26 protein-coding genes are annotated in these 25,471 nt (G+C 36.4%); 19 read left to right on the forward strand and 7 right to left on the reverse strand.

Going from position 1 to position 25,471, the window contains the following annotated elements; all coding sequences use genetic code 11:
* Positions 1-34: 34 nt before the first annotated feature.
* The gene (locus ACONDI_RS14775) at positions 35-532 is read left to right on the forward strand and encodes a multiheme c-type cytochrome (RefSeq protein WP_241079297.1); all 498 of its coding nucleotides are present in this window, start codon (positions 35-37) and stop codon (positions 530-532) included.
* A 27-nt stretch (positions 533-559) separates the two neighbouring features.
* Here the strand turns inward: ACONDI_RS14775 and ACONDI_RS14780 are convergent, their stop codons facing one another.
* Positions 560-832 (reverse strand): ferredoxin family protein, encoded by a 273-nt coding sequence (locus ACONDI_RS14780; protein ID WP_241079298.1) that lies wholly within the window; start codon positions 830-832, stop codon positions 560-562.
* A 50-nt stretch (positions 833-882) separates the two neighbouring features.
* A complete protein-coding gene (locus tag ACONDI_RS14785) occupies positions 883-2,193 on the reverse strand; it encodes an FAD-dependent oxidoreductase (RefSeq protein WP_241079299.1) in 1,311 nt (436 codons plus the stop codon).
* 252 nt (positions 2,194-2,445) lie between these two features.
* Here ACONDI_RS14785 and ACONDI_RS14790 point away from each other — a divergent pair, with 252 nt between their 5' ends.
* Positions 2,446-2,709: a DUF3243 domain-containing protein gene (locus ACONDI_RS14790; protein ID WP_241079300.1), complete on the forward strand. Its 264-nt coding sequence runs from the start codon at positions 2,446-2,448 to the stop codon at positions 2,707-2,709.
* 256 nt (positions 2,710-2,965) lie between these two features.
* Here ACONDI_RS14790 and ACONDI_RS14795 read toward each other — a convergent pair whose 3' ends face one another.
* The 3 genes from ACONDI_RS14795 to ACONDI_RS14805 all read right to left on the reverse strand — a co-directional run bounded on the left by ACONDI_RS14795 (position 2,966) and on the right by ACONDI_RS14805 (position 5,241).
* On the reverse strand, positions 2,966-3,748 hold the full coding sequence (locus ACONDI_RS14795; RefSeq protein ID WP_241079301.1) for a hypothetical protein: 783 nt from the start codon (positions 3,746-3,748) through the stop codon (positions 2,966-2,968).
* A complete protein-coding gene (locus tag ACONDI_RS14800) occupies positions 3,748-4,332 on the reverse strand; it encodes an RNA polymerase sigma factor (RefSeq protein WP_241079302.1) in 585 nt (194 codons plus the stop codon). Before ACONDI_RS14800 ends, ACONDI_RS14795 begins: the two co-directional genes overlap by 1 nt.
* Before the next feature lie 312 nt (positions 4,333-4,644).
* Positions 4,645-5,241, reverse strand: coding sequence for a flavodoxin family protein (locus tag ACONDI_RS14805; protein ID WP_241079303.1), 597 nt, complete (start codon positions 5,239-5,241; stop codon positions 4,645-4,647).
* 141 nt (positions 5,242-5,382) lie between these two features.
* Here ACONDI_RS14805 and ACONDI_RS14810 point away from each other — a divergent pair, with 141 nt between their 5' ends.
* The 3 genes from ACONDI_RS14810 (at position 5,383) to ku (ending at position 7,373) form a co-directional block, all read left to right on the forward strand.
* Complete coding sequence (locus ACONDI_RS14810) at positions 5,383-6,006, forward strand: YigZ family protein (protein ID WP_241079304.1); 624 nt, start codon at positions 5,383-5,385, stop codon at positions 6,004-6,006.
* 76 nt (positions 6,007-6,082) lie between these two features.
* Positions 6,083-6,409: a thioredoxin gene (gene trxA, locus ACONDI_RS14815; protein ID WP_241079305.1), complete on the forward strand. Its 327-nt coding sequence runs from the start codon at positions 6,083-6,085 to the stop codon at positions 6,407-6,409.
* A gap of 172 nt (positions 6,410-6,581) precedes the next feature.
* Complete coding sequence (gene ku, locus ACONDI_RS14820) at positions 6,582-7,373, forward strand: non-homologous end joining protein Ku (protein WP_241079306.1); 792 nt, start codon at positions 6,582-6,584, stop codon at positions 7,371-7,373.
* A gap of 7 nt (positions 7,374-7,380) precedes the next feature.
* Here the strand turns inward: ku and ACONDI_RS14825 are convergent, their stop codons facing one another.
* The gene (locus tag ACONDI_RS14825; protein WP_241079307.1) at positions 7,381-8,268 is read right to left on the reverse strand and encodes an ATP-dependent DNA ligase; all 888 of its coding nucleotides are present in this window, start codon (positions 8,266-8,268) and stop codon (positions 7,381-7,383) included.
* A gap of 182 nt (positions 8,269-8,450) precedes the next feature.
* Between ACONDI_RS14825 and ligD the strand changes: the two genes are divergently transcribed.
* Positions 8,451-9,350 carry a non-homologous end-joining DNA ligase gene (ligD, locus tag ACONDI_RS14830; RefSeq protein WP_241079308.1) on the forward strand — a complete coding sequence of 300 codons (900 nt, stop codon included), beginning with the start codon at positions 8,451-8,453 and terminating at the stop codon, positions 9,348-9,350.
* Here ligD and ACONDI_RS14835 read toward each other — a convergent pair.
* Positions 9,342-9,479, reverse strand: coding sequence for a hypothetical protein (locus ACONDI_RS14835; protein WP_241079309.1), 138 nt, complete (start codon positions 9,477-9,479; stop codon positions 9,342-9,344). The genes ligD and ACONDI_RS14835 overlap by 9 nt on opposite strands.
* 100 nt (positions 9,480-9,579) lie before the next feature.
* On the opposite strand from ACONDI_RS14835, the gene ACONDI_RS14840 reads away from it, so the two are divergent.
* From ACONDI_RS14840 to ACONDI_RS14900, 13 genes are all read left to right on the forward strand, one after another.
* Complete coding sequence (locus ACONDI_RS14840; protein ID WP_241079310.1) at positions 9,580-10,326, forward strand: MgtC/SapB family protein; 747 nt, start codon at positions 9,580-9,582, stop codon at positions 10,324-10,326.
* Between the two features lie 223 nt (positions 10,327-10,549).
* The gene (locus ACONDI_RS14845) at positions 10,550-11,014 is read left to right on the forward strand and encodes a CtsR family transcriptional regulator (protein ID WP_241079311.1); all 465 of its coding nucleotides are present in this window, start codon (positions 10,550-10,552) and stop codon (positions 11,012-11,014) included.
* 26 nt (positions 11,015-11,040) lie between these two features.
* Positions 11,041-11,568 (forward strand): protein-arginine kinase activator protein McsA, encoded by a 528-nt coding sequence (locus ACONDI_RS14850; protein WP_420848216.1) that lies wholly within the window; start codon positions 11,041-11,043, stop codon positions 11,566-11,568.
* 15 nt (positions 11,569-11,583) lie between these two features.
* A complete protein-coding gene (locus tag ACONDI_RS14855) occupies positions 11,584-12,651 on the forward strand; it encodes a protein arginine kinase (RefSeq protein WP_241079313.1) in 1,068 nt (355 codons plus the stop codon).
* Positions 12,652-12,704: 53 nt separating this feature from the next.
* Entirely contained in the window at positions 12,705-15,164 is a 2,460-nt protein-coding gene (locus tag ACONDI_RS14860) for an ATP-dependent Clp protease ATP-binding subunit (RefSeq protein WP_241079314.1), read from the forward strand.
* 120 nt (positions 15,165-15,284) lie between these two features.
* The gene (locus ACONDI_RS14865; protein ID WP_241079315.1) at positions 15,285-16,295 is read left to right on the forward strand and encodes a putative Se/S carrier protein; all 1,011 of its coding nucleotides are present in this window, start codon (positions 15,285-15,287) and stop codon (positions 16,293-16,295) included.
* 16 nt (positions 16,296-16,311) lie between these two features.
* Entirely contained in the window at positions 16,312-16,839 is a 528-nt protein-coding gene (locus tag ACONDI_RS14870; protein WP_241079316.1) for a (Fe-S)-binding protein, read from the forward strand.
* A gap of 195 nt (positions 16,840-17,034) precedes the next feature.
* Positions 17,035-17,787, forward strand: a complete 753-nt coding sequence (locus ACONDI_RS14875) for an ATP-binding protein (protein ID WP_241079317.1) — start codon at positions 17,035-17,037, stop codon at positions 17,785-17,787.
* A 56-nt stretch (positions 17,788-17,843) separates the two neighbouring features.
* A complete protein-coding gene (gene cooS / locus ACONDI_RS14880; RefSeq protein ID WP_241079318.1) occupies positions 17,844-19,862 on the forward strand; it encodes an anaerobic carbon-monoxide dehydrogenase catalytic subunit in 2,019 nt (672 codons plus the stop codon).
* 66 nt (positions 19,863-19,928) lie between these two features.
* Positions 19,929-22,112: an acetyl-CoA decarbonylase/synthase complex subunit alpha/beta gene (acsB, locus tag ACONDI_RS14885; RefSeq protein WP_241079319.1), complete on the forward strand. Its 2,184-nt coding sequence runs from the start codon at positions 19,929-19,931 to the stop codon at positions 22,110-22,112.
* A gap of 115 nt (positions 22,113-22,227) precedes the next feature.
* Positions 22,228-23,562, forward strand: a complete 1,335-nt coding sequence (gene acsC / locus ACONDI_RS14890) for an acetyl-CoA decarbonylase/synthase complex subunit gamma (RefSeq protein ID WP_241079320.1) — start codon at positions 22,228-22,230, stop codon at positions 23,560-23,562.
* A 59-nt stretch (positions 23,563-23,621) separates the two neighbouring features.
* Positions 23,622-24,596 carry a CO dehydrogenase/acetyl-CoA synthase subunit delta gene (cdhD, locus tag ACONDI_RS14895; protein WP_241079321.1) on the forward strand — a complete coding sequence of 325 codons (975 nt, stop codon included), beginning with the start codon at positions 23,622-23,624 and terminating at the stop codon, positions 24,594-24,596.
* A 23-nt stretch (positions 24,597-24,619) separates the two neighbouring features.
* Positions 24,620-25,417, forward strand: coding sequence for a methyltetrahydrofolate cobalamin methyltransferase (locus ACONDI_RS14900; protein ID WP_241079322.1), 798 nt, complete (start codon positions 24,620-24,622; stop codon positions 25,415-25,417).
* Positions 25,418-25,471 lie beyond the last annotated feature (54 nt).

Genomic DNA, 25,471 nt, shown 5'->3' on the forward strand with positions numbered 1-25,471 from the left:
GTAAATTAACGCAAATTAAGTTGAGGTGTTTTACATGAAAAAAATAATATTTTTTTCTGTTATTATAATGATTTTGTTGACGGCTTTTTCTTTGCACCTGAAAAATACCCCTGTGCATCAAGAATCAGAAAATAATAACAACACATTATATAACAAAATAGCGTCAGGGGAACCAAGCGCTAAGACCTGCAGTTATTGTCACCATGAGATAACTGAAGGATTACAAAAGTCAGATCACGGTAAGGCTGGAGTAGATTGTGCTTCCTGTCATACATTTAACAAGGGTGTTTTAGATAACCCTGATGATTACCTCAAGGAAGGTTTTTATGAAGATGTCGGTTTATCAAAATGTAAAAGGTGTCACAGCGCTCAGTATCAAGATTGGCAGGGAGGAAGTCATGTTAACCCTTTAACTAAATTTTATTTAAATATTACCGGTGAACAGGAATACATAAACTTCTCTACTGATTTTGAAAATAAACAAAAAAATCCCTGCCTTAGTTGTCACCAGCCCCATCAAATTAATCGTTAGCCTAGACATTACTTGATCAAGATATTGTTAAAACTGATAAAAAACACCATATTCTGGTGGGGGATAGTGCCAGTCAATATTTTCATAAGGACATGCAATAATGCAGGCACCACATTCTACACAGCGCTCGTAATCTATTTGAATATAAGTTGATTTGTTTTCAGTAGTATAGTAAACATCGGAAGGGCATATGTAGGTACACGGGGTTTTTTCGCATTTATTTTTGCATAGTTCTGGATTTCTTATTTTGATGTGAGTAAAAGGTGCTGGATCAATGTTTAATAGCTCATCTATACTCAATAAAATTCCCCCTGTTTATTAATTTAGTTCTTTATTTAATAGTTTCTTAGTTATGCAAAACTCCAGTATCTTATTGCCTGTATCAAATCTTCTAATGATTTAAAAGGCAGCTGCTTTTTGGATAATATTTTAAGTAATGTTTTTTGCTCTTCTTTAGAGGTCTTTTGGTCTTCTGTGAAAAACTCATGTGCTAGTTCATTTACAAGGCTTGTTATTAAGTGATCTGCATCTTGATGTTGTTTTAAATAATTTATAACCTGTTTTTTCGACTTTATATCTTTAAGATAAAATGTCTTATTTAGCCTATGTTCATAGTTAGCTAGCATTTTCTTAGAAAAATCATTTTTAGCTTTAGCTTGTGTTATGGTTTCCCCTGCTTCTTTTCCAGAAAGCATTGCTATGTCAGTGCCTCTTCTTCCTTTAACCATCATTGCTGCATCCCCTGCAACCAAGACTCCGTCATCATAAAGCTTTGGCATGTATTTATATCCGCCTTTTACAGTCATTTTACCCTTGTATTCTAAAACTTCTGCTCCTTCAATTAATCTTTTGATTAATGGGTGAGATTTAAATCGTTTTAATAAATATTCAGGGGCTACATTCTTTTCAACTAGCTCATTTAAAGTTCCCCCCACGGTAATATTGATGGTATCCTTATTAGTCCAAATCCCACCTTTTCCGGTAACTGTAGACATTTGATTGCCTGCAAAACCTATCACTGCGCCTTCGTCTTTTTCTAAGTGAAATCTGCTTTCAATCTTTTCGGGTGGAAGAGCCAAGGTTTCACTGCTGTGCAAAGTGAAAATATGACTTGGGAATTTACTTCTTAGTCCTGCTTTTTCTGTTAAAGGAGCGTTTACTCCTTCGGTGAGTACAACTACTCCGGCTTCTACTTCCTTGCCATCATGAAGTTTTACTCCTCTTACTTTTTTCTTTTTATTAAAAATAGATTTTTCGAATAACAGATCTGTTATAAGGGTGTTTAAATGAAGCTCCGCACCTTGCTCTGTGGCTTTGTCTGCCATCCATGCATCTACCTTTGGCCTTAAGGCAGTGAATTTATTGTGAGGTGGGTAGCCGAAAAGTAAATCCATATACCCCACTTTCACCCCTGACTCTTTTTCTAAAAACCAAACTTCATCTGTGATTACTTTTCTCTCCCATGGTGCATCTTTCCAGAAATCTGGGAAAACCTCCTGGCAGGTTCTTCGATAGAATGTTCCTCCATAGACATTCTTGTCTCCGGGTTTTTTACCTCTTTCCATCATAGCTACATTTAAACCATTACCGGCCATTTCGTATGCAGCACTTGAACCTGCAGGACCTGCTCCAACTATCACCACGTCATAATAATTCTTCAATTTTGATACCTCCTAACATTTTCATTATGTCATTAAGTTGTATTTTTAGTATAACCATTTAAATTTGGGCTAATATAAATAGAAATTAATAGCATATTAGATAAAAGTTAAAGATAAAGATAGGCGTATTATTAAAATATGATCCTACTGCAAAAAGTCTATTCACAAAAGTGTAGTGTTTTTAATTTAAAAACAAAACATTGTTTATATGACTTTTTGCAGCAGAGTCAAATATAGAAGGAGTGTATCACTGTGGAGATAGAAGTGTTTGAGTCTTTTGATAAATGGAAAAAATACCTGGGTACAAGTGTGCTTGCTGCAAAAAAAACTGGTCTTTCAGAAGATAAAGTGGTTGTGGTTGCCAAAATGTTAGGTGAACTGCTGGCAAAAAAAGTGGATCCGGCAAATAGAGAGCAAAGGTTATTAAAAGAACTGTGGGATGTTGGTTCCGAGGAAGATAAAAAAGTTCTTGCAAAACTTATTACCAGAATGGTTGAAGAAGAGATGGAAAGATAATTAGAAGCCTATCTGAAAAGGATAGGCTTCTAGAATGTAAAGCTATGAAAATCATGCTCTAACTTAATAATGTGGCCTTGCTGGTCAATAAAGATTTTGGTTGATGGATGGGTTAGCTTAGAAGTATCTAATTTAGGGAAAACTTTTATGATTGTTAAATCCCTATCTTTTTTATATTCTTTATCACTTAATATGAACTCGTAATCAAGATCTGGTTCACTTAACTCATGTGAATAAAAGAATTTTTTGGCTTTTTCTAAAAGATGTTTTTCTTTTTTTCATCTTCATCTACACTGAACTTAGAAACTTTTTCCTGGCTTGATTTTTGGCTATATTCTATAATTCCTCTAGAGAGATCTATTTCTAAAATTTCCTCTTCTGTTTCAAAAACCTTAAACTCATTGTTCTTTTCCAATATATCTTGTTGATTAAAATTAAAACTTTTTGCTAACTCTAAAGCCTGCTCGCTAGATAATTCTTTGTTTTCAAGCTGATCATCTAACTTATGCACAAGATCTTTTTTGGGCTCTTCATCTAGTTCTTCCTCTGGAGCTTCCATAATTGATGGTTTGTCATCTTCCCCGTCATCTACTGCTTCATCCTCTTCCTCTGCCTCTGCTTCTTCTGTTAACATTTCGTCCTTTGATTCTTTTTCTATCTCATCTTCTGCCTCTTCTGTTTGGACAAAGAACTCTTCCGGTGATCTGTCGTCAGTTATATCACTCCACAATGTAAGGGAAATTATTGTGATAAGAAAGCAGGCAGCAACAGCAGAAGAGATCTTTATCATTCTTCTTTTTTTCTTTTTTCTTTTGTTAGCGTATTCTATCATCAATGTTTCTTTTAGCTCTTCTTTAAAGCCGTCTCGTGGGTTTTTTGCCGGGATATTTTTTAAGAACTCTATAGTTTTCTTATCTTCATCTGATAAAGAAGGGATATCTTCGTGTTGGGTAGTGTCTTCATCTCTGGTAACATTTTGGTCATTATAAATATCCGCACTGCGTCTATTTTTTTCATTTTTGTTGTTTTTCTGGCTCATTATATCACCCCTCTTTTTTGGAGCTCAAAAGTTAGAGCCTTAATTCCCCTGTACAATAACCCTTTGACTGCACCTTCATTTTTATTCATGACTTCAGCAATTTCTTTTATCTTCAAATCTTCAAAGAACCTTAATATTATCACATCCTGCTGGGGCTTTGACAAAGTGTATATAACATCTGTAACTTCTTCCTTATTAAATTTTGTGATAAGTGCTTCTTCGGGATTATTTTGAGGGTTGTTATTTGCTGCTGCTACTTTATCAATATAACCTTCAAAATCATCTTCTTTAGAGTCTTGTTCAGCGTTTCTAGCTTTTTTACGGTAAAAATCTATTAAATAATTTCTTGCAATCGTGAAAAGCCAGCTTTGAAACTGTTCTTTGTTTTTGCATTTTGAAATATTGTTTAGGACTTTTATGAATATGTCTGAAACGAGATCTTCTGCAAGCTGTTCACTGTTTACTCTGTAATAGATAAAATTATAAACTTTTGGAAAGAAGTATTCGTATAATTTTTCAAAATAAATAGGATCATTTTCTGCTTTCTTTACCATTGAGGCAAGTTCTTCTTTACTTAATTGCAACCGGGTTCACCCTTTCCGGACAAAAGACCCAGGTATTTTTATAGACGTATAATCACCAAAAAAGTAATGCTTGATTCTGGTGCGAAAAGTCTATTCACAAAAGTAAAGTGTTTTTAATTGATACATCTAAGATTCGTCAGCAGTCGAAATAAGGCTCCCTAATTAAAGAACTCATCCTGAGTTCAATTAGCTAATGACCTCCTGTCATTAGGCCTTATTTCTTCTGCTTTCTCATCAAAGATGTATTGCCAATTAAAAACAAAACTTTGCTCATATGACTTTTTGCACCAGAATCTTGCTTAAATATGCATATTATAATTCATCCTGCAAGTTTCGCCCGAAGGTTTCAATTTCTGTTAAAATTTCGGGCCTATTTAATATTTCACCAAGAGCATCTATGCCACCATAATAGAAACTATGAGTAAGGTCAATGTTTAAATTTAAGCAAAATATTTCAAGAATTCCCTTAACGTTTTCAAAAAAACTTTGTTTGTTATAACCAGATACTACATACAAAATGACTTTTTTGTTATTAGAAGGCGGAATTACCGGCTCATTTAACAGATATTTTGCTGCATAATAGGGTTGAAATCTATCTATAAAGGCTTTGAACTGAGCGGGCACACTAGCGAAATAAATAGGAGTAACAAAGGTTATAATATCTGAATCTTCAATTATTGGATAAAGAGTCTTCATATCGTCCTTTATTACACATTTCGCTTTGTCATCGCAGTAACCACACCCCCTGCAGGGGTTAATATTATAATCGGTCAGGCGAATTATATTATTGCTTTGAGGATTGTTTTTATTCCCTAAGTACCAGGAGCTTACACCTTTTTCAAAGTGCTCAGCTATATATTTTGAGTTTCCTTTTTTCCTTGGGCTTGCTACAAAAGTTGAAATCTTCATAAAGCATCATCTCCATAAAAATATTTTTACTCATTTAAGTATAACTTAGATTTTATTTCTTTACAAAGTGTTAAAAATAAGTTTATCATATTAATATAGCTTTAATAAGCTTGTCAAACTTAGGAGGATAAAATTGTAAAAATGTCTAAATATAATACTATCAAAAAATATGCAAGAGAGGAAACCATTATAAAAAAATCTAAATTTATAGCCTCTGTAACTAGGGCATCAACTGAAGAAGATGCCTGGAAGTTTGTTAACAAAATAAAAGAAGAATTTTCAGATGCCACCCATAATGTTTTTGCCTTTAGGATTGGTAGAAAAGGAGAGATCACAAAACAAAGTGATGATGGAGAACCCGGTGGAACAGCAGGAAAACCGGTGTTAGAAGTGATTAAAAATGAAGACCTTAAAGACACAGTAGTGGTAGTAACTAGATATTTTGGGGGGATATATTTAGGTGCTGGTGGGCTTGTCAGGGCATATAGTAGTGCAGCACATCTTGGCATAAAAACGGCCGGCATTGTAAAAAAACAGCTTTTTAAGAAGCTTAGTATTAAAATAGACTATTCATCATGGGGTAAGTTACAAAATGAGCTAAAAAATATATTTGGAATTGTCGAAGATGCAATTTACGAAGACATGATAACTTTGACGGTTTTAATTCCCCCGGACCAACTTGACTATTTAAAAGATTTGGTTAATAATTTAACGGGCGGGACAGGAAATATTGATGAATTAGATGAATTATACATGGTACCGTAAGTAAAACATTAAAAGTTATGAATAAACATTTTGCAGTAGAACATAGTTAGTTTTAATATTTAAAGGAGGGTTTTTTATGTCAGAAGTATTAGAAATTGAAGACTCAAATTTTGAAGAAGAGGTTTTAAATTCGGACAAACCTGTACTGGTGGATTTTTGGGCTCCCTGGTGTGGACCTTGTAAAATGGTTTCGCCTATAATTGATGAACTTGCCAGTGAGAATGGAGATGAGATTAAGGTCTGTAAAATAAACGTAGACGAAAACAAAGAAACAGCAAGCAATTATCAGGTGATGAGCATACCAGCTATTTTTATCTTTAAAGATGGTGAAGTTAAAGAACAAGTAGTTGGGTATCTACCAAAAGAGGAACTGCAGGAAAAAATAGACAACGCAGTCTCCTAAGTTTTATCAAATAAAAACAGTTTTTTTTAGAGGGTTTTAGAGGGTTATTAATTTAAGGGCTTTTCGAAAGAAGAGCCCTTTTTTGTATTATTTTATAATATTTGAGGTATAGCTAAATTGAGGCGTGCAATTTAAAACACTTATTTTTAATCTTAGGAGGATATCAAACAAAATGAAAACAATGTGGAAAGGTGCTTTGAATTTTGGCCTTGTCAATGTCCCGGTAAAAATGCATACAGCTACCGAGAAAAAGTCCATAAAATTTAAATATCTTCATAAAGACTGTCATGCTCCAGTAGAATATAAACGGATATGTTCGGCATGTAATAAAGAGATATCCTGGGATGAAATTATAAAGGGATATGAGTATGAACCAGGCAGATATGTGGAGATTGATGAAAAAGAGTTAGAGAACATACCTGACGAAAGATCTAAAACTATAGAGATATTAGATTTTGTAGATTTAAAAGATATAGATCCGGTATATTATGACAAAACTTATTATTTGTCCCCGCAAGAGACAGGAGAAAGAGCTTATTTACTGCTAAAAAAAGCTTTAGAAAACAACTCTAAAGTTGCAATTTGTAAAGTAATAATTAGATCAAAAGAGAGTCTTGCATGTGTCAGGGTATACAATGATGTGCTTACCCTTGAAACCATGTTTTATCCTGATGAAGTTAGAGATGTAGGGGATATTACATCTTTTCAGTCAAGTGTTAAGGTTCATGACAAAGAACTTGAAATGGCCAATAAATTAATAGAAAATTTGACTTCTGAATTTGATCCAGGTAAATATAAAGATAACTATCGTGAAGCTTTACTTGAGCTTATCAGAAGCAAAGTAGAAGGTAAAGAAATAAAGACTCCAAAACTAGAACAAGAAGATAAAGTTGTAGATCTTATGGAAGCTTTAAAAGAAAGTGTTAAAATGGTAGAAGAGGATGAGGATCAAAGGACAGGGTGATTGTCTTTTATTTTTCGTTTATGAAACCTTCGATAACTGGTGATCTTAAAGTATTATCAGGAGTCCATCCCATAAATTTTACTTTCACAGATAACTTAGGTGCCAAAAAGGCAACTTCCTCGTTATTTTTTAAATAAATTTTTTCTGAAAATGGTGAGGATGAAGATAACTCTTTTTTGAATCTGCTAAGTAAATCAAAATCTTTCTCACTTAAACCTGTAGAAGCTCTGCCAATGTAGATTAACTTATCATTTGCTTGCTTATTATGTTTGATGCCTAGGATCAGGCTTTTGGGCTCTTTATTTCTATATATAAGCCCACCTACATAGGCAGATATGTGCTTGAAATTTTTGATTTTATGCCAGGTGGGGTGTTTTTTGCCTGGATAATACAGCCCTTTTTTTTCTTTGCTGACAACACCTTCAAGGCCTTTTTTCAAAACAAAGTCAAACAAGTTTTTGCCATCAAGAGTGCTCTGAATAATTTTTAGACGATTGGTTTCATTTATAACGTTTTTAAGTATACTCAATCTTTTTTCAAGAGGTGTAGATAATAAGCTCTCTCCATTTAATTCTAATATGTCAAAGATTATATAATTGACAGGTAATAAGGTTACTAGATTATTTTTTGGATTTTTGGTTCTATCTCTTTTAAGAACTTTAAAGAAATCAGGAAGTCCGCTTTCGTCGATAGTTATTACTTCTCCGTCTAACACACAGGAATTTTCTTCAAAGTTATCTCTAATTTCGCTTAATTCAGGATATGTAGTATTCCTTGGCTCTCCATTTTTTGTTCTTAACACGATTTTTTCTTTATCAAAGTGGGTTAGTATTCTAATCCCGTCCCATTTTACCTGGAACAGTCTATTTTCGCTGCTTTTAATTTCATTTTTCAAAACGGGTTCCATTGGTTTTAGTATATTATCTCACTCCTTACTGGTGATTCTGATGCAAAAAGTTTATATTTTTCCTGCTTTCTCATCAAGATGTATTATAATTAAAAACAAAACTTTGTTCATATGACTTTTTGCACAGAATCACTGGTTTATATTAAATCAAAATTTTAGGAGGCTATGTAGTGGTAGAGAAAGAAATTATTGATATCTTGGGTAGAGATGTAACTCTTACCAACCTTGATAAATATCTTTGGCCAGAATTAAAAGTTGCAAAGTATCACTTGATTGATTATTACATAAAAATTTACCCTTATATCAAGCATCATCTAGCAGATCGTCCACTCGTTTTTAATAGATATCCTGATGGAATATACGGCAAAAGCTTTTATCAAAAAAATATTCCGACTGGTGCCCCCAAATGGGTAAAAAGGATAAATATCAATTCAAAAAATAATGAGAAAGCTAAAGAATATGTTTTGTTAGATCATCCTTCTACTCTGGTATGGTTAGCTAATCTTGCCTGTATAGAAATACATCCATGGCTTTCTAAGGTAGAAAGCCTTGACAATCCGGATTTTGTAGTATTTGATCTGGATCCTATGATAGATGTTACGTTTCAAGAGGTTAAAAAAACAGCAAAGGTAATTAAAAAAATTTTAGACGAACTTGAATTAAGAGCTTATCCAAAGCTATCTGGCTCAACAGGGATTCAAATTTTTTTGCCTGTCAAACCACAGTACAGCTATCAAGAAGTAAGAGAATTTGGACATAAAGTAATGAAAGTAGTAAATGGCCTAATTCCAGAAACTACTACATTAGAAAGAAAAGTTGACAAAAGAGGCAAAAAAATCTATCTTGATTATATGCAAAATGTCAAAGGTAAAACCATTTCTGTAGTTTATGGTACAAGGCCACTAAAAAACGCACCTGTTTCTGCGCCTATTAAATGGAAAGAACTTGATGATGCGACCTTGAGGCCGGATAGCTTTAATATTTTTAACATCTTTCAAAGGTTAGAAGAATATGGAGACTTGTTTTATCCGGCTCTTACGGATAAGCAGAAAATTGATAACTTACTTTAGCCTCCAATTATTAGACCACCAGCCTCTTACTGGCATATCAAAGGAGGGCATGGCGATTTCTTCTTTGTACCATTTAAGTAATTTGAAATGTTTTGAGCTTAGTTTAGATCTTGGTTTTTTTATTTTCACTTATAGAACCTCCTTTTTTATTTTTAGACTTTGTTAAAAGAGTTTGTATGTTTATTATGTCTTCTGTGATTATAATAATTCAGATGAGGAGTGAGCACTCATGATATCAGAACTAGAAATTATTTTAAGATTAATATTAGCTGGGATAGCTGGCGGGGTTATTGGCTTTGAAAGAGAGCAGCATAATAGGCCTGCTGGATTTAGAACCCATATTCTTGTTTGTGTTGGAGCATGTCTTATGACCCTTGTATCAATATATTCTTTCGATGGTCCTGAAGGTCAGATTGGTAGAGGTGCAGATCCTGCAAGGATTGCATCATCTATTATAACAGGTGTAGGTTTTTTGGGCGCGGGAACTATACTTAGACAGGGTAGTACCATCAGGGGACTTACTACAGCGGCAAGTATATGGGTTGTTGCAGGAATAGGGCTTGCTTTTGGTGCAGGCTTTTATTTTGGAGGAACAATTACTCTTGTTATTATAGTGATTAGTCTGTATAGCCTTGGTAATGTGGAAAGAGTACTTGCCAGAAAAAGAAGGTTTAGGGAGCTAAAAATTAGAGTTCTTGACCAGCCGGGGATGTTGGCAAAAATAACAAAAATACTTGGTGACAGAGGTGTTAATATCTCCAATATATGGATGAGCGAAGCTGAGTTTTTAGAAGATTACCAGGCACACGTGATATCAATAATTTTGCATGTTAGAGTGCCCGGGAAATTAAATATTGATGATCTCTTGCATGTAGTATTTCATTCAGAAGGGGTGTTAGAGCTTAGCTGGGAAGGGACGGATATAACAGCAGAAACTCTTGAGTTTGGGTTGGATTTAAATAATAAAAAACAATAAATACGGTGCTTGGACTTTTTGTAACAGAATTATTTTTTTGCTTCTCGATGGTCAAAGAAGGTGAAATCGTTTAAATATAAGTGAAAAAGGGAAAAATACTCGTCAGTATGTAAAATATTTTGAAATAAACGCTTGTGAGAAAAGTTGGTAAAATATAAGTGAAATGTGTTATAATAAGATCAAACGTCAGAGATAGTCAGAGCTTAGAGCTGAGGTGATGAGGGTGGGTAGTTTATCTAATAACATTGAAAGTTATATTAAAAGAAAAATTGAAGAAAGCCCGGGGAATTCGGTGATAATAAAAAGAAGCAGTCTAGCTGAGAAATTTAACTGCGTGCCCTCACAGATCAATTATGTATTAAGTACCAGATTTACACCCGAAAAAGGCTATGTCGTTAAAAGCAGGCGAGGTGGGAGCGGTTATATTCAGATTAGTCGCTTGAAAATATCTGACCAAGAGTTATTATTTAAGTTTATGAATGAAATAATAGGTAAAAGTATAACTCAAAAAGAGGCATCAGATTTTATTATGGGTATTTACGAAAACAAAATTATAACAGAAAGAGAAAAAGATCTATTACTTGCCTGTATACATAGACAAAGTATTCCTATATCACTACCAGCAAGGGATAAAATAAGGGCAAAGCTTTTAACAAATGCGCTTTTGGAGATGCTGAAATTTAATTAATGAAAAAATAGGTGGAGGTGAATATGATGACCTGCGAAGAGTGCAATAAGCGTCCGGCCACCGTGCATTTTACTAAAATAATAAATAATGAAAAGACAGAAGTTCATCTTTGCGAGAAATGTGCTAAAGAAAAGGGCGGAGATTTAGATTTTAATGTTGATCCAGGTTTTCCAATTAATCACTTCTTGTCTGGATTAATGGATGTCGATAAGAGTCTTGATTCAAAACAATTTAATAAAGATTTAGGACAAAGTGATAAATTGCAATGCGGCAAATGTAATCTTACCTATAATCAGTTTTCTCAAATTAGTAGACTTGGTTGCAGCAACTGTTTTACTGTTTTTTCAAAACATTTAAACCCTCTACTAAAAAGAATTCATGGAAAAACTAGCCATATGGGAAAAGTTCCAAAGAGAACTGGTGGAAATTTAAGAGTCAAAAAGAGAATTGGAGAAATGAAAGAAGAACTGCAGGAATGCATTAAAAGAGAAGAGTTTGAAAGAGCAGCAGAGATTAGAGATGAAATAAGAAAATTAGAAAATGAGCTTGATTAACCGGGGGGTGAATTGATGACACTTAAAAAATATATTGAGGACGCTTCTGCAAAGTGGATGGAAGGTAGCGGGCCTGATAGCAAATATGTAATTTCAACCAGGGTAAGACTTGCAAGAAACTTGAAAGATATACCCCATCCTTTTTTGGCCGGGGACAATGATACAGAAAAAGTTGTAAAAGATGTTAATGAAGCAATAAAAAGAGGAAGTGCTGGACTTGGAGAACATAAACTTCTCTGGACACGTGACTTAGAACCAATTGATAGAAAAGTCCTTGTGGAAAAACATCTTATTAGTCCCTTGCTTGCTAAGGAAGATCGAAACAGTGCAATTATTGTTAGAGAAGATCAGGCAATCAGTGTAATGTTAAATGAAGAAGACCATATAAGAATACAGTGTTTGTTTCCCGGTTTACAATTAGATAAAGCTTTTGAATATGCAGATCAAATAGATGATTTAATAGAAGAATCTGTTGATTATGCCTTTGATGAAGAATGGGGTTATTTGACAACATGTCCAACTAATGTTGGAACAGGAATGAGAGCATCAGTTATGCTGCACTTGCCTGGTCTTGTGATGACAGGCCAGATTAATAGGGTTCTATCTGCAGTAGGTCAGGTTGGTTTGGCAGTAAGAGGATTATATGGTGAAGGAACAGAGATGGTTGGAAACATAGTACAACTATCAAATCAAATTACCCTTGGACAATCTGAAAAAGACATACTTGAAAAGTTAGAAGGAGTTACAAGACAACTTATTGACCAGGAAGAAAAAGCAAGAGAAGATCTTTTACAAAAAGGAGAGGAGAAATTAGCTGATAAAGTAGGTAGAGCTTATGGACAATTGAGCTATGCAAGGATAATAAGTACTAATGAAGCCATGGGTCTTTTAAGTAGTGTTAGGTTAGGTTGTGATATGGGATTTTTAAAAGAGGTAGATAGTAAAATCTTAAATGATCTATTGGTATTAATAAGGCCGGCTAACTTACAAAAGATGGCTGAAAAGGAACTAACCTCTGAGGAAAGAGATATAAAAAGAGCTAACCTAATCAGAGAGAGAATAAATATTAAAAAAGATGCTTAAAAGAAAATGACTAAGATGGTTAATAGGAAGAATAATTAAGAGAGGTGATAGATATGTTTGCAAGATTTACCCAAAGAGCACAGAAGGTGATGGCCCTATCACAGGAAGAAGCAAAAAGATTAAAACATAATTATGTTGGAACCGAACATTTGCTGTTAGGGTTAATTAGAGAAGGGGAAGGAGTAGCTGCCAGGGCTCTTAAGAATCTAAATGCAGATTTAGAAGCAGTTAGAGGTGAAGTAGAGAAGCTTGTGAGTCCAGGAGATGAAGCTCCTCTTGGTAATGTGGGATACACTCCTAGGGTTAAAACAGTAATAGAACTAGCTATGGATGAAGCTAGACAGATGGGACACAGTTATATCGGGACAGAACATTTGCTTTTAGGTCTAGTTAGAGAAGGAGAAGGAGTGGCCGCCAAAATATTAACTCAAATTGGAGTTAGCCTTGAGAATACAAGAGCTGAAGTGATGAAAATACTTGGAAGTAGTGAAAACCAGCCTAAAGATTTAAAAGGAAAACCAAATAAGTCTCAAACTTCAAGCAGTAAAACACCTGCTTTAGATTCCTTTGGTAGGGATTTGACACAGATGGCTAAAGAAGAAAAGCTTGACCCTATAATTGGTAGGAGTAAAGAGATACAGAGGGTTATACAGGTACTAAGTAGAAGAACCAAAAATAACCCCTGCTTGATTGGTGAACCAGGGGTTGGGAAAACTGCCATAGCTGAAGGACTTGCACAAAAAGTAGTCGAAGGAAATGTACCCAAAATTCTTGAAGACAAGCGCGTAGTAACCCTTGAGTTATCTGCTGTTGTTGCCGGAACAAAATATAGAGGAGAGTTTGAAGAAAGGCTCAGGAGGTTAATTGACGAGTTGACCCAGGCAGGAGATGTTATCTTGTTTATTGATGAACTTCATACTGTAATTGGGGCCGGTGCGGCAGAAGGTGCAATAGATGCATCAAACATCCTAAAACCTGCCCTTGCTAGAGGTGAGCTTCAGTGTGTTGGAGCAACTACTCTAGATGAATATAGAAAGCATATAGAAAAAGACTCAGCTCTAGAGCGTCGTTTTCAGCCAATTACGGTTGAGGAGCCAACTCAAGATGAGAGTGTAGAAATATTAAAAGGGCTTAGGGATAGATATGAAGCACATCACAGGGTGCAGATAAGCGATGAAGCACTAGATGTTGCTGTCAAATTATCTGTTAGGTATATTACAGACAGATACTTGCCAGATAAAGCAATTGATTTGATTGATGAGGCAGCTGCAAGTGTAAGACTAAAAACTAACACTACTCCTCCCGATCTAAAAAAGATGGAAGATAGGCTTGAGGAAATTCAAACGGAAAAAGAAGCTGCTATAAAAAGCCAGGATTTTGAACAGGCGGCTGAGTTAAGAGATAAAGAGCAAAAAGCCAAAGAAAAGCTTGAAGAGTTAAAAACTGAATGGGAGCAAAAACAAATTTCTGATGAAACTAAAGTAACTGGTGAAGATATAGCAAAAATTGTATCCGATTGGACAGGAATTCCTGTTAAGAAGCTAGCACAAGAAGAGAGCGAGAGACTTTTGGGAATGGAAAAAATCTTGCACCAGCGGGTAGTAGGTCAGGAAGATGCTGTCAAAGCAGTATCAAATGCCATTAGAAGAGGAAGAGCTGGCCTAAAAGACCCCAAAAGACCAATAGGTTCTTTTATATTCCTTGGACCTACTGGAGTTGGAAAAACAGAACTAGCAAGAGCGCTTGCTGAAGCGTTGTTTGCAGATGAAGATGCAATAATTAGACTTGACATGTCAGAATATATGGAACGCCACACTACTTCTAGATTAGTTGGCTCGCCTCCAGGATATGTAGGACATGAAGAAGGTGGTCAGCTAACAGAGCAGGTTCGTCGTAGACCTTACTCAGTTATACTTTTTGATGAGATTGAAAAGGCGCATCCCGAAGTGTTTAACACTTTATTACAGGTTTTAGAGGATGGTCGTTTGACTGACTCCAAGGGAAGAACTGTTGATTTTAGAAACACCGTTATAATAATGACTTCAAATGTGGGTGCAAATACAATAAAGAGTAAGACAAAAGTAGGGTTTCAACCTGAAAGTCAAGAAGACTCTTATGAGGCGATGAAAGAAAGTATTATGGATGAATTGAAAAACACATTTAGGCCGGAATTTTTAAACCGTGTTGACGAAAATATTGTATTCCATGCTCTAGAAAAAGAGCATTTAAGAGAAATTGTAGAGTTAATGCTAAAAGAGATCGATGACAGAATGGAAGAATTTGACATAGAATTTGAAATTACAGAAGAAGCCAAAAAGTATCTAGCTGAGGAGGGCTATGACCCAACTTATGGAGCAAGACCTTTAAGAAGGGCAATACAAAAGAAAGTTGAAGATGTTTTAAGTGAGAAGATTCTAAAAGGTGACTTTAGTTATGGTGATCAAGTAATTGTTGATGTAGACGAAGATGGTAAAAAACTTACATTTCAAAAGAAAGAAGAGGCTAAAAAATAAAAAAAACAAATTTTAAGCGGGGTTTTTCCCCGCTTAAAATTTGTTTTTAAAATCTTTAGAAGGATTTTTAACATATTTTTAGAATAATATGAATAATGGTCTAATATTGAGGTGGAAACATTGACAAGGCTCGCACTAACTTTTCCTACCACTCATGATATGCTTCGAGCTGAAACAATTCTAAGTAGTTTCATGAACTGTGAGAACATCCCTGCCCCAAAAGACTCAAAAAGTAAATGTACTACAGCAATTATGATAGAAGAAAATGATTTGGAAAAGGCTAAACGATTAATGGAAGTAGAAAAAATAAACTGGGATGAAGTGATAGAGTACTCGATGTCTAAATCTACTAATAGCCAGGAGACACCAAGTCTTTATGAGAAATTTCTAAAACCATCTCCTGACAATATTTCTGAGAATCAAATCGATCAGAATTATTTATTGAATTTGTTTTATAAAGCGGGAATGTTGGATAAAAAGGATCTTGATACTTTGTTCTCGCTAGAAAAAAAACAGCTAATTTTTTTTGAAGAACTATTTCTAGACAATCTTAATAACTCGGTATTGGGCCACAGCTGGATCGTTCCTGTGGGCTATTGCAAGAACCATTGTGAAGGATGTTTTTTGCCTGGACTTAGTGAAGTTAATTTTGAAACACTAAAATGGGTTGTTAGCCAAATTAAAGAAGGTTTTTCTTACCCTGTTGCTTTTGTTTATGGGGAGCAATTTGATGAAGGTATTTTAAATTATCTGTTGAGTGAATTGAAAGAATTTAACGACAAACCTTCTTTACTATATTTGGGAAGTGATCCTTTGGGTTTGCCTTTAGACTTACTTTCTCAAGGGACTTCTTTGTCTTGTCATGACAATTTATTAAAAATGAAAGTAGATGAAATTATAAAAGAAGTACTCTTTTTGAAAGAGAACACTGACCATACTTTGGCTAGTCAAACCTTTGTGCCAATACATGTGAATTATAATCAATTAAATGAACAAGATAAAATAAAACTTAAAAAAACTATAATCGCCCTGAGGCTTGCTCTTGGGGATGGCCCTTTGATAGGTAGCCCCGAAATAGATGAAATTGATATAGGAGCCATGGGTGAAAACATTAGGTTTAAATGGATTTAAAATCGGAGGGTTCTAATTGTTCTTAGACAAAATTGAAATAACACAAATTATGCCGTGTATAGCCGATGACGAGAGAATTAGATTTTTTGCAAGGCCTTCAAATGATTTGACAGATCTGCTTCCCTATCTAAATGCCGTAATGAAAACTGCAACCTATAATAAAAGAGCCCCAAACCTTACCTATACTAAAGAAGAACGACTAATTACTGTATATCCAAATAAAATTGCGGCTGCAAAAATTTATAATAAAGAAGATGCTATAGATGTAACCCAGGAACTAAAAAAGTTAATAAATGAAGTTTATGAAAAAAAAGATGAAATTGAGCCTCTTTATGAGCAAAGAGTTAGAATACAGGCTATTGATTTATACAAATGGCTTCCTGGTACTAATTGCAAAGAATGCGGACATCCCACATGCTTAGCTTTTGCAGTTGCTATATTACAAAACAAAGCTCGTCTTTCTAGCTGTGCTCCCTTAAAAGAAACAGAAGAGGGGTATAAGGAAGTTGAAGAAATACTAACTAATATTGGTTATGAGACATAACATTTGGGTCAAATTACCGAATTGTGAAAAAAAGAATTTAAAAAAAACGAAAGGATTTATTTAAAAAATGTCGAACATGAGGAAGGGGTCAATTACAGTTTGACAGTAATTTAAGAATAATTTATAGAAGCCGTTATTATTTTAGACAGAAGTTACTAAACAATGTAAAAATTTCGAATATTTGAGGTGAAATGAATGAAGATATCTGTCAGTGGTAAAGGGGGAGTTGGAAAGACCACTATATCCGCTGGACTTAGCAAATTGTTTAGCTCTAAGGGGAGCAGGGTATATGCAATAGATTGTGACCCGGACGCTAGCTTGGGTCTTGCCTTAGGATTTGATGAAGATAGCTTAGACAGTGTTCACCCACTGGTAGAATTAAAAGAAGAGATAGACGAGAAGATGGGAGGAGGGGATTTCTATCCTTTAAATCCAAAGGTAGATGATGTGTTAGATAGGTATTCTTTGCAAAAAGGGAATATTAATTTTCTTAGAATGGGCTCAGTAAAGCAAGGAGGATCTGCCTGTTATTGTAGAGAGAATAGCTTCATGAATGCGCTATTGAATGCTCTGCTACTAGACAAAGATGACATTGTAATACTTGACATGGCGGCCGGAATTGAGCATTTGACCAGGGGTACGGCTTCTGGTGTTGACCTTTTATTAATTGTTACAGAGCCTACCAGAACTAGCATCAAAACAAGTCAGGTTGTAAAAAACCTTGGTAAAGAGCTGGGCATAAGAAATATTAAGACCATAATTAACAAGCTGCGAACTTCAAAGGAGAGAGAACTAATCGAGAAAGCTTTAGATCCCAGAGATATAGCAGGTATTATTGAATATGATGAAGAAATACTTGAGGAGACTTTGTCTGAAGATCAACAAGAAGCAGTGATTGTTCCCGGATTAGAAGAAATATTCAAGACTATTGAAAAAGAGGTGAACTGATCCCTCTCCTTTGTGTTGATATTTAAAAGAAACAATTTTTTAAAGGAGGTAAAATAATGCCGAGATTTAGGGACACAAGTATTAACGCACAACCTAGTAATGCTCCAAAAGAAAGGTTTTTGGATCCTAAGAATAGGGTAAGAACTGATGCCGATGGCGAAAAGCAATTGCTTGAAAAAGCAGAGAAAGACAACGTAATAACAGCTTTTGACAGAGCTGTTGCTCAGCATCCTCAGTGCCAGTTTGGTTATCAGGGGATTTGCTGTAGATTTTGTATCCAGGGACCATGCCGTATCAAAGCCATGGAGGGACCTGGAAGCAGGGGTATTTGTGGAGCTACTGCTTACAATATAGTAGCTAGATTCGTTGGTGTAGCTGTTGCTATTGGTGCTTCTTCTCGCTCAGAGCACGGTAAGCATATAGCCCACACATTGCTAGAAGTATCAGAAGGAAATTATGAAGACTACCAGATTACTGATCCTGACAAGCTAAAGAGAGTAGCCAAAAGATTAGGCGTTGAAACAGAAGGGAAAGACGATCTAAAGATCGCTTATGAACTTGCTAATGTAGCCATGGAAGACTTTGGTAACGTAGGAACTAAAGAATCGAACTGGTTAAACTCAATGCTTCCTGAGCCAAGAAAACAAAAGTTCAAAGAAACGACAATTATGCCTAAAGGTATTGGCAATACAATTACTGACCAGCTAGCCGCGATTCACATGGGTATGGATGCTGACCCTGTAAACAATATTTTTAGTGCGCTTAGAACATCGCTAAGTGACCTTAATGGAATGACAATTGCAAGTGAGTTCTCTGATATTTTATTTGGAACACCAACTCCTTCAGTTACAGATGCAAACTTTGGTGTTATTGATGAGAAGCAGGTAAACATTGCTCTACACGGTCACAATCCACTATTAAGTGAAATGGTTGTTAAGGCAGCAAGAGAAATGGAAGATGAAGCAAAGAGCGCTGGTGCAGAAGGTATTAACTTGTTTGGTATTTGCTGTACAGGTAATGAAGTTCTTATGAGACAGCAGATCCCACTTGCTACAAACTTTGGTACTCAAGAGCTAGTTATAACTACAGGTGCAGTAGATGCTATGGCAGTAGACGTTCAGTGTATTAACCCAGGTGTTTCAGAAGCAGCCCAGTGCTACAGCACTAAGCTTATAACTACTGATAAGTTAGCAAAAATCCCTGGTTCATATCATGTAGACTTCAAACAAGATAAAGCTATGGAGTGTGCTAAGGAAATAATCAAGGTTGCTATTGATGCTTATAAAGACAGAAAAGGAAATGTTGAGATTCCTGAGTATAAGAATAAGCTAGTTGCTGGATTTTCCGTTGAAAGTATAGAACAAATATTGAGCTCAGTAAACTCAGATAGCCCATGGAAAGTAATAGTTGATGCAATCGAAGCAGGTGAAATAAGCGGAATTGGATTCTTAATCGGTTGTAACAACGCTAAGGGCTGGCAGGACCAAAACCATATTGAAATAGCTAAAGAAATGGCTAAAAATAACGTATTAATGGTTTCGACCGGTTGTGCTGCTGGATCATATGGTAAATATGGATTCTTAAATTCAGATGCAATTGAAAAATATGCAGGAGATGGTCTGAAGAAGTTCTTAGGTCGTCTAAACGATAGCGCTGACCTAAATGAAGATTTACCACTGATCTTCCACATGGGATCCTGTGTAGATAACTCAAGAATCGTGGATTTAATCATAAGAGTAGCCAACGAAATGGACGTAGACATTCCAAAGGTACCGGTAGTAGGTTCTGCTCCAGAAGCTATGAGTCCAAAAGCTGTTGCTATCGGTAGTTACTTCCTATCCTTAGGTGTGCCAGTTCATGTTGGAGCTATGCCACCACTTGAAGGAAGTACTATGGTATACAGTATTGCGACTCAAATTGCACACGATGTTTTTGGTGGATACTTCATTCTTGAAACAGATGCCGATATGGGTGCTAAGAAAATCATGCAGGCTCTAGACTATAGAACCTGGAAGCTAGATGTTCACAAGAAAACTGCCGAGAAGTATGGAACAAGTCTAGCAAGAGAGTATTAATAAATAAAGGTATCTATTAAAACCTAAGTATAATAATGACCCGACTTTTTGAAAGGAGGATATTAGATGTCAATTGAAGAGATTTATGAAGGTGCTTTGGAGGAGTTAGAACAGCCACCTAAACCGCTTTTTAAGAAAGCTATAGATGGTGCGATTGTTGCTGTCAGTTATGCAGAGATTCTCTTAAACCAAGCGATTAGAGAGTATGGTGAAGACCAAGAGGTAAAGTATCCAGATACTGCTTATTATTTACCTGTAATGACAGCACTTAGTGGAGAAAAAGTAGAAACTCTTGGGGAGCTACCACCTATATTAAATAGATTACGCCAACAGGTGAGAGAAGAATACACTTTTGAAAATGCAAGATTAGCCGGGGAAGCTACTCTGTATGCGGCAGAAATTATTGAGGCTCTTAGATATGTAAGAGAAGAGGAACCCCATGTTGAACCATGGTCAGGATTCTTAAGAGACCCGATCTTAAGAAAGTATGGAATACAGCTAGTTGACTGGTCTATACCAGGACAGACTGTTATTCTTGGAAGAGCTAGATCTTCTGAAGAAGCTGCAGAGCTTGTTAGAGATCTACAGAGTAAAGGCATGATGCTCTTTATCGCAGATGAAGTTATTGAGCAGCTGCTAGAGCAGGATATGAAGCTAGGGGTAGACTATATTGCCTTCCCTGTAGGTAACTTTACTCAGGTGATTCATGCTGTAAACTTTGCTCTTAGAGCAGGATTAGCTTTTGGTGGTATGCCACCAGGAGAAAGAGATCAAGCAAGAGATTATCAGTATAGAAGAGTTCGCTGTTTTGTACTTCATCTTGGTGAGATTGATGACGTAAAAGCTGCAGCTCACTTTGGAGCTATTTTCCTAGGATTTGCAGTAATAACCGACCAAGAATTACAAGAAGGAATGAGAATCCCAGACTGGTATGAATCAGAACAGGATTACAAGGAAATGGTCAAACTAGGTATGGAGCTTAGAGGAATAAAAATCGAGACTTCAGAGATTGACGCGCCAATCACAGTTGGACCTGCTTTTGAGGGTGAGACAATCAGAAGAGGAGATATGCACGCTGAATTTGGCGGCAAGTCATCTACTGCTTTTGAAGTTGTCCGCATGGTTGAAGATAGAGACGAAATCGAAGACGGCAAGGTGATCCACGAAGGTCCAGACTTAGACGAAATTGAAGAAGGCGGAACACTTCCTCTAGGAATTATTGTAGACGTTTATGGAAGAAAGATGCAGCGTGACTTTGAAGGTGTTCTAGAGCGTAGAGTACACGGATTTACTAACTATGGTGAAGGATTGTGGCACGTTGCACAGCGTGACTTCGTTTGGATCAGAGTTAGTAAAGACGCTTACGAAAAAGGCTTTAGAATGAAGCATCTTGGTGAAATATTAAAAACTAAATTAAAAGAAGACTTCTCACAGGTTATTGACAGAATTCAGGTAACTATTATAACTGATGAGAACAAAGTTAACGAAGAAATAGAAGGCGCAAGAGAAAGATATAGAGAAAGAGACGAAAAGATTGCCCAGCTAAATGATGAATCAGTAGATACTTTCTATTCATGTCTGCTGTGTCAGTCCTTTGCTCCAAATCACGTATGTGTTATTACTCCTGATAGGGTTGGACTTTGTGGAGCGATCAGTTGGCTAGACGCTAAAGCGTCTAATGAAATGGATCCTCATGGCCCAAATCAGCCTATACCAAAAGATGGAACTATAGATGAAGAAAAAGGAATGTGGGAAGCTGTAAACGAAGCCGTATACAAAGACTCAAACCGTAACCTTGAAGAAGTTAACCTTTACACTTTAATGGAAAAACCAATGACTTCCTGCGGTTGCTTTGAGGCCATTATAGCAATGGTGCCAGAAGCAAATGGAGTTATGATTACCACAAGAGACCACGGTGGAATGACTCCGTGCGGTATGAACTTCTCAACTCTAGCAGGATCAGTTGGTGGAGGAGTTCAGACACCTGGATTTATGGGTGTAGGTAGAACCTATATGTTAAGTCCAAAGTTTATTAAAGCTGACGGTGGACTTGCAAGGGTTATCTGGATGCCAAAGAGCTTAAAAGAATTCCTAGGGGATGACTTAAGGAAACGTGCCGAAGAAGACGGTCTAGGAGAAGACTTTGTTGACAAAATTGCCGATGAAGAAGTAGGAGAAACTGCTGAAGAGATCTTGTCATTCTTACAAGAAAAAGATCATCCAGCGCTTTCAATGGATCCAATGATGTAATTAATAAGCTCAAAAAAATGTAAAAAAAATAAACAAGTATAAATCTCTACGGCTCGTGATACTTTGCGAGCCGTAGAGATTAAAAATTATACAAAAAAAGAAAGGGGATGAAACTGTGGCACTTACAGGATTAGAAATTTATAAGCATTTACCAAAAAAGAATTGTGGAGAATGTGGGCCACCGACATGTCTTGCATTTGCTATGAACCTTGCTGCTGGAAAAGCGCAGCTAGATTCTTGTCCATACGTTAGTGATGAGGCAAAAGAGGCATTAGATTCAGCTGCAGCACCGCCAATCAAACTAGTAGAAATCGGTAAAGACGATAAGAAAGTTGAAATTGGTGATGAAACAGAACTGTTTAGACACGAAAAGAAATTCTTTCACCCGACTTTAGTTGCATTTAAGATAAGTGACAATGATAATGTTTCTGATGAAATAAAGAAAATTAATGAGAATTCAACCTATGAGAGGGTTGGACTTGAATACAAGGTTGAACTTGTTGCAATAGAATCAGAGTCAGGAGATCCTGATAAGTTTAAGCAAGCTGTAGAGACCGTTAAGAACGAAGGAAACCATGCAATGATTCTTATGAGCGAAGACCCTGAGGTGATCAAAGCAGGGCTTGAAGTAGCAAAAGACGAAAATCCAATGGTATATCCAGCAACCGAAGAAAATTGCGAAAAAATGGTCGAGCTAGTAAAAGATGGTGATTTGCCGCTAGGTGTTAAAGGAAATAACTTGGAGCAAACTAAAGATCTTGTAGAAAAGATTCACGAGGCTGGTCATAAGAACTTGGTTCTAGACAGCGGTGCAAGGGAGACATCTCAAGTAGTTGCAGACATGACCCAGATTAGACGTCAGGCTGTTAAGAAAAAATTCAGGCCATTTGGATATCCGGCTATAGCATTCACTACAAAAGAAGATCCAATGAAGGAGATAGTCCAGGCTACTTCTTACGTATCCAAGTACGCAGGTATAGTGGTACTACAGTCAGCTCGTGAAAAGGCGGAAGTACTTCCACTATTATCTTGGAGACAGAATCTATACACTGATCCACAGAAGCCAATACAGGTTGAGCAGAAGGTTGGCAAGGTTGGCGAGCCAGACGAAAATTCACCTGTATACATTACAGTTAACTTCTCGCTAGCTTATTATCTAGTTGAAGGTGAGGTTGAAGAGAGTAGAATACCATCGTATATTTTGCCAGTAGATACTGATGGAACATCCGTCCTGACTGCTTGGGCTGCAGGTAAGTTCTCACCGGAAGCAATCGCCCAAGCCATTAAAGATAGTGGCTTAGAAGATATGGTCTCGCATAGACAATTGGTTATACCAGGACACGTTGCGGTATTAAGTGGTAAGCTAGGAGAAGAGTCTGGATGGGAAGTTGTAGTAGGTCCAAGAGAAGCATCAGAAATACCTGCATTTGCTAAAGAGAAATTCAAATAAAAATAAAGCGATTTCGCCGTATAAATTAAAACCCTAAATGAAAGGAGAGAAGATAAAATATGTCTTTTTCACTAGAGAAAGAACGTTATAGAAGTAAAGTTAGAGAAGTGGTCCTTGGTGCAACTAAAGAGGACGGAGGCACTAGAGGTCACACAATAACAGTAGGAGGGGAGTCAACCCTTCCCTATCAACACTATGAAGGTGACATGCCTAATACTCCTGTAGTAGGTATGGAAGTTTGGGATATTGTTCCAGAAGGCTGGGAAGATGAGCTAAAAGAACAATTTAGTGACGTCCTTGATAACCCTGCCGAATGGGCCAAAAAGAATGTAAATGAATATAATGCTGAATTTATATGTTTAAGATTACAGGGAGCACATCCTGATGAAGGGGATAAATCACCTGAAGAGTGTGTAAAAGTAGTAAAAGAGGTGCTAGAAGCAGTAGATGTACCAATTATGGTATATGGTTGTAGAAAAGAAGAAAAGGATAATGAAGTAATACCGAAGGTGGCTGAAGAGGCTTCAGGAGAAAACCTGCTTTTAGGTGTTACTGAGGAAGAAAACTATAAGTCAATTACAGCTGCTTGTATGGTTCACGGTCATACAGTTATTGCTAAATCACCGATCGACATAAATATTTGTAAGCAGTTAAATATTCTAATAAATGAAATGGGCTTAGATACTGGCAAGATAATTATTGACCCAACTATTGCAGCGCTTGGATACGGTATTGAGTACGGATATTCAATTATGGAAAGAGCAAGAATGGGAGCCCTTCAAGGGGACAATATGCTTGCTATGCCAATGATCGGTATGATCGGCGAAGAAGCATGGAGAGCTAAAGAGACGAAAGCACCTGAATCAGACTTCCCTGGCTGGGGAGAGCAAAAGACCAGAAGTATCCTTTGGGAGGCTGTAACTGCATCATCCTTACTACAAGGCGGCCTTGATATTCTAGTTATGCGTCATCCAAAGGCAGTTGAAATGGTAAAGGAGAATATCGAAGAGTTAATGCAAGATAACAGTTATTAATTTAAATATAAAGGGGGATAAGAATGCTAATAATTGGAGAGAGAATTAATGGTATGTTTAGAGACATAAGAAAGGCAATTGAAAATGAAGATCCAAAGCCACTTGAAGAGTGGGCCAAAAAGCAGGAAGAGAACGGAGCGCATTTCCTAGACATAAATACAGGCCCTAATGCTGAGGACCAGGTAGCTACTATGGAGTGGTTAGTAGAAACTACTCAGCAGTTTACTGATCTTCCGCTTTGTTTAGATTCAACTAACTATGATGCTATTGAAGCTGGACTTAAAAAGTGTAAGAAGCCTGCTATGATAAACTCTATTACCGCTGAAAGACATAAAATTGAAAGAGTAATGCCGATGGCTGCAGAACACAATGCATTGGTTATTGCTTTGACTATGAACGAGGAAGGGGTACCAAAGGATCACGAGAAGCGTATAGGATTTGCTATGGAATTAGTGGCGGCAGCAGATGAGTTTGGACTTTCCCCTGATGAGCTATACCTTGATCCACTTATTTTACCATGTAATGTTGCACAGGACCATGGTCCTGAGGTTTTAGAAACTATCAGACAGGTAAAAATGCTTTCTAACCCAGCACCAAAGACTGTACTTGGGCTAAGTAACGTAAGTCAGAATACAGTTGAAGATAAGAGAGACTTAATTAACAGAACTTATGCTGCGATGGCTATGGGAGCAGGCCTTGATGCAGCCATTATGGATGCGAACGATGATGAACTAGTAGCAACAGTAGCAACAGGACGCATTTTGATGAACCAGGATATTTACTGTGATTCGTACATTGATGTATTTAAACAAAGTGGCTAAATTGCAGTAAAAGTAGAGTTGCAGGGCTAGTTTGTGCAGAAAATTATTCAAAGA

It is taken from the genome of Natranaerofaba carboxydovora (assembly GCF_022539405.1).
GTDB lineage: Bacteria > Bacillota > Natranaerobiia > Natranaerobiales > Natranaerofabaceae > Natranaerofaba > Natranaerofaba carboxydovora.

Bases quoted from the DNA above. Each gene is read 5' to 3' on its own strand.
- ACONDI_RS14795 (WP_241079301.1), bottom strand. From the start codon at position 3,748: ATGAGCCAGAAAAACAACAAAAATGAAAAAAATAGACGCAGTGCGGAT.
- ACONDI_RS14875 (WP_241079317.1), top strand. From the start codon at position 17,035: ATGAAGATATCTGTCAGTGGTAAAGGGGGAGTTGGAAAGACCACTATA.
- acsB (WP_241079319.1), top strand. From the start codon at position 19,929: ATGTCAATTGAAGAGATTTATGAAGGTGCTTTGGAGGAGTTAGAACAG.
- ACONDI_RS14840 (WP_241079310.1), top strand. From the start codon at position 9,580: ATGATATCAGAACTAGAAATTATTTTAAGATTAATATTAGCTGGGATA.
- ACONDI_RS14775 (WP_241079297.1), top strand. From the start codon at position 35: ATGAAAAAAATAATATTTTTTTCTGTTATTATAATGATTTTGTTGACG.
- ku (WP_241079306.1), top strand. From the start codon at position 6,582: ATGAAAACAATGTGGAAAGGTGCTTTGAATTTTGGCCTTGTCAATGTC.
- ACONDI_RS14850 (WP_420848216.1), top strand. From the start codon at position 11,041: ATGACCTGCGAAGAGTGCAATAAGCGTCCGGCCACCGTGCATTTTACT.
- ACONDI_RS14860 (WP_241079314.1), top strand. From the start codon at position 12,705: ATGTTTGCAAGATTTACCCAAAGAGCACAGAAGGTGATGGCCCTATCA.
- ACONDI_RS14805 (WP_241079303.1), bottom strand. From the start codon at position 5,241: ATGAAGATTTCAACTTTTGTAGCAAGCCCAAGGAAAAAAGGAAACTCA.
- ACONDI_RS14900 (WP_241079322.1), top strand. From the start codon at position 24,620: ATGCTAATAATTGGAGAGAGAATTAATGGTATGTTTAGAGACATAAGA.
- trxA (WP_241079305.1), top strand. From the start codon at position 6,083: ATGTCAGAAGTATTAGAAATTGAAGACTCAAATTTTGAAGAAGAGGTT.
- cooS (WP_241079318.1), top strand. From the start codon at position 17,844: ATGCCGAGATTTAGGGACACAAGTATTAACGCACAACCTAGTAATGCT.
- ACONDI_RS14810 (WP_241079304.1), top strand. From the start codon at position 5,383: ATGTCTAAATATAATACTATCAAAAAATATGCAAGAGAGGAAACCATT.
- ACONDI_RS14855 (WP_241079313.1), top strand. From the start codon at position 11,584: ATGACACTTAAAAAATATATTGAGGACGCTTCTGCAAAGTGGATGGAA.
- cdhD (WP_241079321.1), top strand. From the start codon at position 23,622: ATGTCTTTTTCACTAGAGAAAGAACGTTATAGAAGTAAAGTTAGAGAA.